Annotated in this window: 9 protein-coding genes; 3 read left to right on the top strand and 6 right to left on the bottom strand. The window is 63.7% G+C overall.

Features of this window, described 5'->3' with window-relative positions:
* Positions 1 to 131: 131 nt before the first annotated feature.
* Positions 132 to 2,342, bottom strand: a complete 2,211-nt coding sequence (locus KSS90_RS18610) for a DNA internalization-related competence protein ComEC/Rec2 (RefSeq protein WP_217866746.1) — start codon at positions 2,340 to 2,342, stop codon at positions 132 to 134.
* A 144-nt stretch (positions 2,343 to 2,486) separates the two neighbouring features.
* On the opposite strand from KSS90_RS18610, the gene KSS90_RS18615 reads away from it, so the two are divergent.
* On the top strand, positions 2,487 to 3,128 hold the full coding sequence (locus tag KSS90_RS18615) for a DUF2062 domain-containing protein (protein ID WP_217866747.1): 642 nt from the start codon (positions 2,487 to 2,489) through the stop codon (positions 3,126 to 3,128).
* On the opposite strand, the gene KSS90_RS18620 is transcribed toward KSS90_RS18615, so the two are convergent.
* From KSS90_RS18620 to KSS90_RS18630, 3 genes are all read right to left on the bottom strand, one after another.
* Positions 3,012 to 3,791: an ABC transporter permease gene (locus KSS90_RS18620; protein ID WP_023631459.1), complete on the bottom strand. Its 780-nt coding sequence runs from the start codon at positions 3,789 to 3,791 to the stop codon at positions 3,012 to 3,014. The two genes, KSS90_RS18615 and KSS90_RS18620, sit on opposite strands and share 117 nt — an antisense overlap.
* Positions 3,788 to 4,720: an ABC transporter ATP-binding protein gene (locus KSS90_RS18625; RefSeq protein ID WP_046856546.1), complete on the bottom strand. Its 933-nt coding sequence runs from the start codon at positions 4,718 to 4,720 to the stop codon at positions 3,788 to 3,790. Before KSS90_RS18625 ends, KSS90_RS18620 begins: the two co-directional genes overlap by 4 nt.
* A 133-nt stretch (positions 4,721 to 4,853) precedes the next feature.
* Complete coding sequence (locus tag KSS90_RS18630; protein WP_046856547.1) at positions 4,854 to 5,477, bottom strand: glutathione S-transferase; 624 nt, start codon at positions 5,475 to 5,477, stop codon at positions 4,854 to 4,856.
* A gap of 218 nt (positions 5,478 to 5,695) precedes the next feature.
* Here KSS90_RS18630 and KSS90_RS18635 point away from each other — a divergent pair, with 218 nt between their 5' ends.
* Complete coding sequence (locus tag KSS90_RS18635; protein ID WP_217866748.1) at positions 5,696 to 8,143, top strand: acyl-CoA dehydrogenase; 2,448 nt, start codon at positions 5,696 to 5,698, stop codon at positions 8,141 to 8,143.
* Positions 8,144 to 8,379: 236 nt separating this feature from the next.
* Positions 8,380 to 8,793, top strand: a complete 414-nt coding sequence (locus KSS90_RS18640) for a PA2817 family protein (protein ID WP_217866749.1) — start codon at positions 8,380 to 8,382, stop codon at positions 8,791 to 8,793.
* 6 nt (positions 8,794 to 8,799) lie between these two features.
* Here the strand turns inward: KSS90_RS18640 and KSS90_RS18645 are convergent, their stop codons facing one another.
* On the bottom strand, positions 8,800 to 9,321 hold the full coding sequence (locus KSS90_RS18645; RefSeq protein ID WP_217866750.1) for a hypothetical protein: 522 nt from the start codon (positions 9,319 to 9,321) through the stop codon (positions 8,800 to 8,802).
* Positions 9,322 to 9,400: 79 nt separating this feature from the next.
* A complete protein-coding gene (locus KSS90_RS18650) occupies positions 9,401 to 13,543 on the bottom strand; it encodes an RHS repeat domain-containing protein (RefSeq protein ID WP_217866751.1) in 4,143 nt (1,380 codons plus the stop codon).
* Positions 13,544 to 13,575 lie beyond the last annotated feature (32 nt).

Genomic DNA, 13,575 nt, shown 5'->3' on the forward strand with positions numbered 1-13,575 from the left:
CATCCCCTCGGAAAAAGGTCGCCACTCTACCATAGGACCGCCTGGGGCTCATCTGCCGGAGGTCAGGGAAATCGCCCATCGCCAGGCAAGCCGCATAGCTGTCGTGGGAGCGGGCTTGCCCCGCGATGGCGTCATTCGCCCTCCCGCCAGAACCTGCGCTCCGCGCGCCCCCCGACCACTGCACCCTGACTCCCCAGGCGCAACCGCAACGCCCCCTCCACCGCCGTGTCATGAATGCTGATCCCATGCCGTCGATAGCGCTCGATCACCTGCGCATGCGGATGCCCGAAACCGTTACTCCGCCCCCGCGAAATCATCACCCCGCGAGGCGCCAGTGCCTTGATGAACGGTTCGGTGGACGACGTGCGGCTGCCGTGGTGCGGCGCCTGCAACCAGTCGACGCGCGGATCCTCGCTGGCCGCCAGCCAAGCCTGCTCCGCCGCGGCCTCCATGTCGCCGGCCAGCAGCAGGCGCTCGCCACTGGCCACCACCCGCAGCACGCAGGAACGGTCGTTACTGGACGTGCCTTGCGGCCAATGCCACAGCTCGAAATCGACCCCATCCCAGCGCCAGCGCTCACCACTTTCGCACAGCGCGGCAGGCGCAAGCCCGGCAACCTCCCCGGCCAGCACCCGCGCCACCGGCAGCCCCCGGCGCACCGCCGCCGCACCGCCGGCATGATCGGCGTGACCGTGGCTGACCAGCATCAGGTCGAGGTGCCTCACACCCAGTCTGCGCAAGGTCGGCAACACTACGCTCTCCCCCAGGTCGCTGCCCCCGTACGCGGGCCCGGCGTCGTACAGCAGCGCGTGATGACGGGTGCGCAGCAGCACCGCCAAGCCCTGGCCGACATCCAGCTGCCACACCTGCACCTGCCCAAGGGGCACCTGCTCGCGCGGCGCCCACAAGGCCACCAGCATCACCGCGCCCGGCAAGCGCAACGGCACACCCCGAGGCAGCAGCAGCAACAGCGCGCCCAGCGCGACCAACAGCCAGGCCCACAGCGGCAACGGTTCGGGCAGCCATGCGGGCCACTGCCGCGCAAGCTGCGCCAGCAGGCGAAACAGCCCATCCAGCGAAAGGCCCGCCAGCCACAGCAGCCCTTCCCCCACCCCAGGCACCGGCAACGTCGCCGTGCCGAGCAAGGCCAGCGGCAACACCGCGAAACTGATCCAGGGCACCGCCAGCAGGTTGGCCAGCGGCGCCGTCAGGCTGATCGGCAGCCCCAGCGCCAGCAGCACTGGCAACAGGCCCACGGCGATTACCCACTGGGCGCGGCTCCAGGCCTGCCAGGGCCGCCAGGCGCCGAGCCGGGCAGAGAAGCACAGCATCAGCACGCCAACCGCGGCAAACGACAGCCAGAAACCCGGCAGCAGGCTGGCCAATGGATTGATCAGCAACACCCCCGACAACGCCAGCAGCAACGGCAAGGCTGCCCCCAGGTGCCTGAAACGCAGGCGCCATAGCAACACCACCGCCAGCATCAGGCAGGCCCGCTGCACCGGCACGCCGAAGCCGGCCAACCAGCCGTAGCCCAATGCCGCTGCCATGGCCAGGCCGCAAGCCCAAGGCAGCCACGGCCAGCGCGATGGCCAGGCGCCCAGCCGTGCCAGGCCCGCGACCAGGCCGTACACCAGCCCGGCCAACAGCCCGATATGCTGGCCGGAGATCACCAGCAGGTGCATCGTGCCGGTGGCCTGCAGGGTCTGCCAGTCTTCGCGCGCCAGCCCGGCGCCGTCGCCCAGCACCAGGGCCGTCAGCGCCGCCTCGCGGCCGTGAGCATCCACATTCATCAGCCGCTGGCGCATGGCATCGCGCCAGTCCGCTGCTGCCTGCCCGACCTGCTCGCCAGTCTTGACCGAGCCGGTGGCGCCGATACCCCGAGCCAACAACAATGCTTCGCGGTCCGGACCGTGGGGGTTGAGCAGCCCATGGGGCTGGCGCAGGTTCACCGCCAGGCGCCAGCGCTCACCGGCGCGCAATTCTGGCCCGGCGAACCAGCTCAGTTGCAGGCGCCTGGGCAATTGCGCCCGGCGCGACTCAGGATGCTCCAGCTCGAAGCGCACGCCGCGCTCCGTACGGGTCGGCAGCCCTACCACCCGCCCCTCCAACCACAGCGTGCGGCCATCCAGCGCCGGGGCCAGACGATCATCCAGCGCCTGCTGCGCCGACCAGCAGGCCCAGCAGCCACCCAGCACGAACCAGCCCAGCGGCCAGGCCCGCGTACCCAGACAGGCCAGGGCCAGCAACAGCAACGGAATCAGCCACCCGACCGGCGGCAAAACGGGCAAAAAACGCAGGCTCACCAGCCCGAGCACCAGCGCCAGCATCCCTGTGCGCATGAGATAGAGCTCCAGAAGCGATCACGACCCCTGAGGCTTAGCCGATTGGCGGGGAAACCCTGCTAATCAATTGTCACAAACTCTGAACGAGGCTGCGTTTCAATCAGGGCATACTGACGCCCTTCAACCCTGCCGGGAGCCCACATGCCGCGCCGTCTGTTCAAACGCTACATGCCGGACCCGACCAGCATCCGCGAACATAAATCCTTACGCTTCTTCGGCAAGCTGCTGCACGACCCCAACCTCTGGCACCTGAATCGCCATTCGGTGGCGCGGGCCATGGGCGTCGGCCTGTTCGCCGCGCTCATTCCCATCCCCATGCAGATGCTGCTGGCCGCCGCGCTGGCCATTCCCGTGCGCGGCAACCTGCCGATCGCGGTGAGCCTGGTGTGGCTGACCAACCCGCTGACCATGCCGCCGGTGTTCTTCGTCACCTACATGACCGGTGCCTGGCTGATGCAGGTGCCGCCACGCACATTGCCCGAATCGATCACCGTCGACTGGGTCACCGAGCAGCTGGCGACGATCTGGCAACCGTTCCTGCTGGGTTCGGTGGTATGTGGGGTGGTGCTCGGCGTGCTCGCCTACTTCACCACCATGGGCTACTGGCGTTGGTGGGTGGGCCGGCAGTGGCGCCGGCGCCAGTGTCGCTGTGCCGCCAACCGGGGCTCAGGCACGCATGCCGCGGCCGCTGACCAGCAGGCGCACGCACAGCACATAGAGCACCGCAGTGGCCACCAGCATGAAGCTGATCGCCGTGCCAATACTGATATCCGACACCCCTAGGATGCCGTAGCGGAACGAGTTGACCATGTGCAGCACTGGGTTTGCCAGCGACACGGTCTGCCAGAACGGCGGCAGCAGGTTGATCGAGTAGAACACCCCGCCCAGGTAGGTCAGCGGTGTCAGCACGAAGGTCGGGATGATCGAGATGTCGTCGAAGTTGCGGGCGAACACCGCGTTGACGAAGCCCAGCAGCGAGAAGATGGTCGCGGTCAGCAGCACCACGATGACCGTCACCCCCAGGTGATGCACCTGCAGATGGGTGAAGAACAGCGACAGGAAGGTCACGATCACCCCCACCGCCAAGCCGCGCAACACGCCACCCAACACATAGCCGACAAGGATGGTGTGCGGCGACACCGGCGACACCATCAGCTCCTCGATGGAGCGCTGGAACTTGCTGCCGAAGAAGCTCGACACCACGTTGCCATAGGAGTTGGTGATCACCGACATCATGATCAGCCCCGGCACGATGTACTCCATGTAGGTGAAGCCACCCATGTCGCCGATCTGCCGGCCGATCAGGTTACCGAAGATGACGAAGTACAGGACCATGGTGATCGCCGGCGGCAGCAAGGTCTGCGGCCAGATACGCAAGAAGCGCCGCACTTCGCGGTAGACGATGGTGTTCAGGGCGACCCAGTTGGTGCGCAATTCCACACTCATACGGCCACCTTCGACAGGTTCTTTTCCACCAGGGACACGAACAGCTCCTCGAGTCGGTTGGTCTTGTTGCGCAGGCTCTGCACCTCGATGTTCTTCAGCGCCAGCTGGCCGAACAGCGCGGTGATGCCGATGTCCTTGTCCACCTGCACCTCCAGCGTGTGCGGGGTGATCAGCCGGCACGGGTAGCCCTGCAGCTCAGGCGCGGCGGGCAGGTCGTGGCGCAGGTCGAGGACGAAGGTCTCAACATGCAGCTTGCCCAGCAGCTGGCGCATGCTGGTGTTCTCGACGATGGTGCCGTGGTCGATGATGCCGATGTTGCGGCACAGCTGCTCGGCCTCTTCGAGGTAGTGGGTGGTGAGGATGATGGTGATGCCTTTCTGGTTGAGCTCGGTGAGGAAGCTCCACATGGAGCGGCGCAGCTCGATGTCCACCCCCGCAGTCGGCTCATCGAGGATCAGCAGGCGCGGCTCGTGGATCAGCGCGCGGGCGATCATCAGCCGGCGCTTCATGCCGCCGGACAGCGAGCGCGAAGGCACGTCGCGCTTGTCCCACAGGCCCAGCTGCGTGAGGTACTGCTCGGCGCGCTCCTTGGCCACCTTGGGCGGGATACCGTAGTAGCCGGCCTGGGTGACGACGATGTCGAAGGTCTTCTCGAACTGGTTGAAGTTGAACTCCTGGGGCACCACGCCCAGGCAGCGCTTGAGCGCCGCGGGCGACCGGTCCAGGTCGTTGCCGAACACGTTGACCGTGCCGCTGGTCTTGTTCACCAGGGTCGAGAGAATGCCGATGGTGGTGGACTTGCCGGCGCCGTTGGGGCCGAGCAAGGCGAAGAAGTCGCCTTCGGCAACGTCCAGGTCGATGCCCTTGAGGGCCTGGAAACCGTTACCGTAGGTCTTGGTCAGCTGTCGAATGGACAGGGCGGAACTCATGGCGGGTCAGGTACCGATGAAAAAGGTTCGGGACACGCCAGGTAAAGACACTGGCGCAGTGAGTGCGGCCATGGTGCAAGGCCCGGCCGCACAAGTACAGTCACATGTATCGATAGTGACTATCGAAGTGGCGTCACGTCAGGGCGGTCATCACCGCCGCCTGGTAGGCCGGGCGTTGCTTCAGGCGCTCGTACCAGGCTTCGAGGTGGTACATGGCCGGGCGTTCAATCGGCATTTCGAACCAGGCGTAGATGAAGCTGCCCAGGGGGATGTCGCCCATGCCGATCTGCTCGCCCGAAAGGTACGGCTGCTTGGCCAGGGTCTCGTCGGCGATGGCCAGCAACTGGGCGCATTGCTTGTGCGCGGCGTTGATCGCCACCCAGTCGCGCTGGTCCTCGGGGGTGCGCAGCAGGCCCCAGAACAGCGGGCGGAAGGGGCCGGCGAAGGACGAGGTGGTCCAGTCCATCCACTTGTCCGCCAGGGCGCGCTGGCGCGGGTCGTCCAGGTACCAGCCCTGCTCTGCACCGTACTCGGCGCACAGGTAGCGCACGATGGTGTTGGACTCCCACAGCACCAGGTCGCCGTCTTCGAGCATGGGCACCAGGCCGTTGGGGTTGAGCGCCCGGTAGTGCGGCTCGTTGACCACGCCGAAGGCGCCGCCGGCATCGATGGACTCGAAGTCCAGGCCCAGCTCGTGGGCGATCCACAACGCCTTGCGCACATTGCTCGAATTCTTGCGGCCCCAGATCTTCAGCATGGCAACGTCCTTATGAATGCGGGAGGGCGGACAGTCTACTCCAAGCGGTGGGCGGCGCCAGTGAAACCAGGAGGGGTCGCCTTGCGCCCCCAGAATCCATCGACCGCCACCGAACTCCCAGCGCCCTACCCTGTCATTTCCTAGGCAGGCCATCCGCCCCGGCGCGTCTAAGCTCTGTTGGGTCGGCCCCCGCCCCCCGCTTCCAAGGAGGAAGAATCATGTTGCTGTTGTGGTTGCTGGTCCTGGTGCTTGGCGCCGCGTATCTCCTGCACCGGCGCCTGGCGCCCCTGCAGATCCTCGCGGCCATCGCCGCCTATACCCTGCTGATGGGCATCTTCAGCACCGCGCCAGGCTGGCTGCTGGCGCTGATCTGGGTGGTGATCGCCGCCAAGGCCGCCTTCTTCATCTTGCCGGAGCTGCGCCGTAAACTGTTCACCGTGCCGATGTTCAGTTGGTTCCAGCGCACCCTGCCGCCGATGTCCCCCACCGAGCGCGAAGCCATCGATGCCGGCACCGTGTGGTGGGACGGCCACCTGTTCAGCGGCCGCCCCGACTGGAACACCCTGCTCGACTACCCCGCGCCCAAGCTCAGCGAGGAAGAACAGGCCTTCATCGACGGCCCAACCGAGCAATTGTGCGCCATGGTCAGCGACTGGCAGATCGGCCAGGACCTCGACCTGCCGCCACAAGCCTGGGATTTCATCAAGCAACACGGCTTCTTCGCCCTGATCATCCCCAAGGAATACGGCGGCAAGGGCTTCTCGGCCTACGCCCACTCGCAGGTGGCGATGAAGCTGGCCACCCGCAGCGGCGACCTGGCCTCCACGGTGATGGTGCCCAACTCCCTGGGCCCGGCCGAGCTGCTGCTGCACTACGGCACCGAGGCGCAACGCAACCACTACCTGCCACGCCTGGCGCGCGGCGACGATATCCCCTGCTTCGCCCTGACCGGCCCGCTGGCCGGCTCCGACGCCGGCGCCATGCCCGATACCGGCGTCATCTGCAAAGGCCAGTGGCAAGGCGAGGAAGTCATCGGCCTGCGCCTGAACTGGGAGAAGCGCTATATCACCCTTGGCCCGGTCGCCACCCTGCTGGGCCTGGCCTTCAAAGCCTATGATCCCGAGCACCTGCTGGGTGAGCAGACCGAACTGGGCATCAGCCTGGCGCTGATCCCCACCGACCTGCCGGGCGTCGACATTGGCAAGCGCCACCTGCCCCTGGGCGCCGCGTTCATGAACGGCCCCAACAGCGGCAAGGACGTGTTCGTGCCGCTGGACTGCCTGATCGGCGGCCAGGAAATGCTCGGCAAGGGTTGGATGATGCTGATGAACTGCCTGTCGGTGGGCCGCTCCATCTCCCTGCCGGCGGTCGGCACCGGCGCGGCCAAGTACACGAGTCTGGTCACCGGCCAGTACGCCCGCGTGCGCGAGCAGTTCAACGTGCCGCTGGCCGCCTTCGAGGGTATCCAGGAGTCGCTGGCGCGCATCGGCGGCAACGCCTGGCTGATGGACAGCGCTCGGCTGCTCACCGCCCAGGCCGTGGACCTGGGCGAAAAACCCTCGGTGTTGTCGGCGATCCTCAAGTACCACCTCACCGAGCGCGGCCGCGAATGCATCCAGCACGCCATGGACGTGCATGGCGGCAAGGGCATCATCTTGGGCCCGAACAACTACCTGGGCCGCAACTGGCAGGGCGCGCCGATCTTCATCACCGTCGAGGGCGCCAACATCCTTTCGCGCAACCTGATGATCTTCGGCCAGGGCGCCATCCGCTGCCACCCGTTCGTGCTCAGGGAAATGGCCCTGGCCGGGCGCGAGGATCATGACCAGGCGCTCAAAGAGTTCGACGACCTGCTGATGCAGCACATCCTGTTTGCCGCCGGCAACGCAGCCAGCACCCTGGTGCTGGGCCTGGGCCTGGGGCATTTCGAGAAAGTTCCGGGCGATGCCCTGAGCCAGGGTTACTTCCGCGCCCTCAACCGCCAGGCGGCGGCCTTCGCCCTGCTGGCCGACCTGTCGATGATGTTGCTGGGGGGCGCGCTCAAGCGCCGCGAACGTCTGAGCGCGCGGCTGGGCGATGTGCTCAGCTACCTGTACCTATCCAGCGCCGCGCTAAAGCGCTACCACGACCTTGGCTCGCCAGAGCACATGCGCCCGCTGCTGCGCTGGGCGCTGGAGGAAAGCCTCGGCCAGGCGGAGAAGGCGCTGGACACATTGCTCGACAACTTCCCCAACCGCCTCATCGGCTGCGCCTTGCGGGTGCTGGTGTTCCCGTTCGGCCGCCGGCATACCGGACCAAGCGATGAACTGGATGCCGAGGTGGCCGCGTTGATCGGCCGACGCAAAGGCGACCCGGCGCTGGAAGCGGTGCTGGAGGGCTGCTTCAGGCCTCAGGCCGACAGCGACCCGGTGGCCGCGCTTCAGACTGCCTGCGACCTGCTGGACGATGTGGCCCCCTTGCACAAGGCGCTGCATCAGGCGGTCAAGGAAGGCAAGGTGCAAGCGGCAGCTGGGCTATCGGTGATAGACGCCGCCATTGCAGCCGGCGTACTTGACACGGAGGAAGGCCAGCGCCTGCATCAGGCCGAACAGGCGCGGCGGGTGGTGATCGACGTGGATGCGTTCGACAAGGCGCAACTGGAGCCTGTGACGGGCAAGATTCGCTGATCGGACGACGGGGCCGCTGTGCGGCCCTTTCGCCGCGGTTCGTCGCCACGACGAGCCGGCTCCCACACCGGTCGCATCGTTTTCAAGGCCAACGCTGTACCTGTCGGAGCCGGCTTGCCGGCGATAAGGCCGGTACCAGCAACACAAGACAGTACACTGACGATCAACGCCGGGTGCCTCACCCGCCCAACCGGCGTATACTCCGCCCCCCGTTTCAACCACCGAGGACCGCCGCCATGGCCACCCCCCACCTGGACTACCACCTGCACCTGCTCCACCACCTGCGCACCATCCTGGCCGCGCTGGGTGAAGCCGAACAGGTTCCGGAGGAAAGCCACGCCCTGTTCCTCGAGCGCTTCGACGAACTACTCACCCTGCTGCCGCAAGACCCACTGCAAAGCCAGTACCTGGGCCAGGACCTGATCTGCCAGGTGATTCAGCGCTATCCGCAAATCGCCCATCTGGTGCCGCGCGACCTGCTGTGGTTCTTTGGCGGTGACTGCCTGCACTTCATGCCGGACGTAGAGTTGGATCTGTATCAACAGTTAGAAGAGCGGCGCTACGCAGCCGAACAGCAGGGCGAAAGCTTCGACTGGGTAGAGGAAAAGCGGATCAGACTGTCAGCCGCCACCCAAGATCCGCATCAATGATGCGCTCTATTTCCTAGGGGCCGGTTGATCGGAGCAATTATCAGACGCATTACAATATCTTATTTCTACACGAGACAATTTCCCACTTATCTTTGGAGAGTCCTCGGATTCCATAATTTTAAATGACTTGTGCGGAATACTATCGACGATCGAGTTCTCAAACGACGATAATTTGAAGGCCTCGAGCGACGAGTCGCGTTTCAAGGTCTTTATCTTGTAGCGGAAGCATGCATCTTCCGCAGGCCATTTACAGTCCTCATCCCTCGACTTACAGTTATCGCCCCCACAAAACCGTATCTCCACGCCCGCCACGACCCCTGAGAGCTTAAACTTAGTAGCTTCATCATTTTTACACTGGGTGTCAGCCATTTTATAATAATAATAACCACGCTCAATGGGGATACTGCATTCTCTATCACCATTATCATTATCCATGGTAAGTGTACCTAGCGCTTCTGCCGCCTGCGCTGTGTGACAACCCAACACGCTTATCATCATGGCCGCAGCCATTGCAAAAAATGCTTTCATATCCTTTCCCTTCCCGCTAGAGGCACCCTTCAAAGACAGGAGCGACATTGAGTTGCCGCCCCTGCCGACCCTCATGGAATCAAGCTTTCACGGCTGACTCATTCGTCAGTTCTGCAATAATCTGCTCCCCGCCTTTGACAAACGAGATGTCGCCATCCGTTCCGGTCTGGTTCACCAGTTCATTGCCACGGTAGAACCGCTGTTGCTTCACAGCGCCTTGCTCGGTACCAATGAGAATGTCCAGCGGATCATAGTGGTACTGAACTTCGACATCCGCGCCCTTCACGCTGAGCAAGCGGTTGAGATGGTCATACTCCAGCACACGCTGCTCTTCATCGCTAATCAGATTGCCATTGCGGTCATACGCCAGTTTTATCTCGGCCGGGTACTTGCCTGTCCCTGTCGTATGCGTGTTGGTGATGCGGCTCAACTGCACAGGGTCTTCGTTCTCGAAGTGATAGGTCGCCGTATTGCTGCCGCCGTCGAATGTCGTGACCACTTCACGAATGTTGTCCAGGCCATCGAACTTGAAACTCTGGCCGGTCATCGCGTTGCCATACGGATCCTGCGGCCGCTGCGTGCCGGTGCAACGGTACTCGACCAGGCGCTGGCGCAAGTCGTACTCATAGGTTTCCATGCGGATCTCCTTGCCCTGGCCATCAGAACCTTCGGTCAAGGCGCGGCTAAGCATGGCATCGGCGTCATCATAGGTTTGCACCAGCGTCTGGGCGAAGCCCTCGGCGATGAAGGTGCGATGCGTCTCCCGATCGAACTCGTCAAACTTCAACTGCGTATCCAGCTTCTGCCCGGTCTTCTTGTCGAGTGTCTTGTGCAGGTACATGCGACCTAGCGAGTCATAGTGGAAGGTGGTTTCCAGCAATACTTCGCCTTTCTCCCCCTCCTTCTGGCCAGGTGCATGCATCGTCGTCGATGCCAGCCGGCCGTGGGCATCATAGCCATTGACCTGCACCTGCCCGAGCACATCGGTGTATTCGAGCAGGCGCCCCCGGTGGCTGTAGACATACGCCATGGAATGGATCACGGGCGATGGGCTTTCATGGCGGATGAAGGTCTCCCGCTTGATCTGGCCAGTCTGGTAATACTCGCGTTCGAGCGTCTGCCGCGGCTGGCCGCCTTGCGCAGGCATCTCCCAACCGTTCAGGCGGGCATTGATCTTGTCGTAGTCGTAGACCACATCACTCTGCCGAACCTGGGCGCCCAGCCCACGGGTCATTGGTTTCTCGCTCAACCTAAGCTCGTAGGTGTATTCGATCTGCCCTTCCTCGGTGATCACCTTGTCAGGCTGACGCTCACCCGGCTTGTAGGTGGGACTCCTCTCCCGACCGCCAATGTCTTCATGCTCCAGGCGCCCCAGCCCGTCGATCTTGCGGGTCCCCAGCACATGCGGTTCCCGCGTGCGCCGTCCCTCGTCAAACTCCGCTACACCGATCGCGACTTGCAAGTCTTCGCGACTGTGCAGGGCGTACTGGCGTTGGACAACTGAAGTAGTGAGCGCTTTGCGATCATCGCTGTAGCTGATCGCCTTCGGCCGTGTCTCGTGGGTGGCACGGTCGAACGGGTCGTAGGCAAAAGCCGTGACCCGAGCTTTCACACCCTCGCCCGTGGCTTGCTGGGCAACCCTAGCCAGCCCGTCATACAGGGTTTCCTGCAGACTGAGCCTTTTTTCATCAAGGCCACGCCGTTCAGCCCATACGGGTGCATCGGCCTTGTTCATGCGGGTCTCGGACACTCCGGTCTTCATCGGCCCGCTCCCTGTCCACTCGCGCCAGCGCTTGGCCACGCGCCCATCATGGACCTGCACACCAGGGCCGATCGGATCGTTCTGCTCGACGACGCGTACCCCATCCGGGCCGACCGTCACGACCTGCTGCCCCCAGCCGTCATGCTCGTAGGCCGTCTTTAGAGCCAGAGCATCCTGCTTCGATTGCCAGTCGTATTCGGTTTCATCCAGCAACTGCCCGAACGCGTCATAGCGAGCGCTGTACAGTTGCCGAGGCTGACCAGGTTTTTGACCACCGTTGTTATCCCAATCCTCACGCCATTCGGCTACCGCTCGCCCTAATCCGTCGACATACGTGGTCGTAGTCACCCCATTGACGTCCTTGCGCGTCTGCAGAGCCTGCTCGTCCACAGGGTCAGTCCATGACCCCTCGTTTGGACAAAGCGTGTAGCTGTAGACGCGCCGAGCTTCGTAACCATCCTGGTCATCAGGTGCGACGATCTCAGCAATGACCTGGCCCAGTTCGTTGTGTTCGGAGCGGATTCGCACCTCGTTATCGTCGACGGCCAGCACCTGCTCGCCGGTGAACTGCGAGCTCTCCTGAGTGATGCTCTTACGCCGCGAGTCCTCGGCCTTGCCGTTTTCCTGGTGGTCGTGGCCAGTCACGGTCTGGGTGGTGACCAGCACCGGCTCGGCGAGGAAGGTGCCCTTCGTCTCGACCCCATACGCATAGGTGGTGGTGGTGGCCAGACCGTTGAGGGTGAGCGTTTCTTCCTTCACCCGGCCATGCAGCAGGCCGTCGGCGGGTTCGTCGTGATACAGGTAGTCGCCGGCCTGCAGCAGCGTGCCACGGTTGTTCGTACCTTCATACAGGTTGTCATTCTTCACCCGGTGCCACTTCTTCACATGCTTGCTGTCGGCTGTGTCGAGCGGCTCGCCCTGCTCGTACCGATGATGCTGGTAGGTCGCCAAGGCTTTGCCATATTTGGCTTGCGGGTCAGGATGGGTGGTGGTGCTCTTGAGGTGGCGGTTGAAGCCCTCGGCGTCTTTCGGGCAGTCGCTGCCCTCACCGTCGGCGCTGTACCACTCGTAGGCCACGCGCACTCCGGTGGCCTGGGTTTCCTCCTTGAGGTTGCCGTCGTTGTGATAGCGGCGGCGGGTGGTGGTTTCCTCGCGCTCGCTCCCCGGGCTCTTGACCCAGTGGTTGAGGGTGTCCTCGGGCAACTGGCAATAAGCGGCCTGTTGCTCGAAATAGCCGTTGCTGATCTTGTAGGTGGTGGTGGTGTCGTGGGTGTAGCTGACGGTCCGACCGTCTTCCTGCTGCTGCTGGCGTGTGCGTTCGAGCTCGAGCAGGTGAAAACGGTTGAAGCGACGTTCGACCGTGCGGGTGATCGACCCACTGACCTGCGTCTCGATCGAGCCATACAGGTAAGCGGCGGTATAGCGGTACAGGTAGTCCAGGCGGGTGTCGGGGTTGTTCAGGTCCAGGCCGGCCCCGAGGAAGTTGTTGCCTATCTTGTAGCCACCGCCAGCATCACTGGAGAGCCCGTAGTCATAGCTGGTCACGATCTTGGGCTGGCCGGAGCGTGGGTCGATCTCATGCTTCACGACCCGGGGCAGGGTGGCCGTGCTCTTAGGGATGACATGGCCTTTGCCAGGGGCGCTGTAGCTGAGGGTTTCACGGGCGCCGAGGGGTGTGCGCACCTTGTCGATGCAGTGGTAGCCATCGATCTGCGTGTAACTCAGACGCCAGTAGGGGTAGACCTTCTGCTCGGCATCGTTGGCCGTGGGCAGGCGCACCGAGGTCACCCGCTGGTTCTGGTCCAGCTCCATCTGGTACTCGACCCGGCTGCTGCCGCTGGCGTCAGGGTTGAGCACCAGAGAGATGATTTCCTTGACCTCTGGCCGCCCCGGCACGCTCGCCGCTTTGCGCTCGAACGAGAAAATCTTCCGGCGCTCATCACGGATCGACGTCAGCCGCGGCGCGCCAGCGACCACCTCGTAGGCAAGCGTGATGCCGTGCCCTTTGTCCGAGTAGACCTTGGTCGGCATGGCCAGGGTGGTGCCGCGCTGCAGCGTGAGGATTTCCACCAGCCCCGAGCGGTGGGCAAGGCGGAAGGTATCGGCGCCAGCCTCCTCCAGGTGGAAATTGTCGATCTTCTTCTCGGACATGCCCAGCCCTGGCTGCCCCGACACGGGTCCGGTGACGGCAAAGCTTTCGCCGCTATGCACGTTGACGATCTTGCTATCGGTGTCGTACTGCGACAGTTGCAGGTTCCAACCGCGGCCATAGCCCGAGTCGTTACGGTTGAGCGGGTTGAAGAACAGGGTCAGCGGCAGGCCCGGCCCCTGCAGGAAGTTGGCCTGTGTTTCGCGCAAGGCGATAGAGAACGTGTACTGGCCGGTGCGCGGATCGACCCCGCCTTGCAGGTAACTCATGAAGTTGAAAGCTTTCGAATGAAGTGCGGTTTCTGCGGACATAATAAGAGGCTCCACTTGAATATGTAGAAGAT

The sequence above is a fragment of the Pseudomonas maumuensis genome (assembly GCF_019139675.1).
In the GTDB taxonomy this organism is placed as follows: domain Bacteria; phylum Pseudomonadota; class Gammaproteobacteria; order Pseudomonadales; family Pseudomonadaceae; genus Aquipseudomonas; species Aquipseudomonas maumuensis.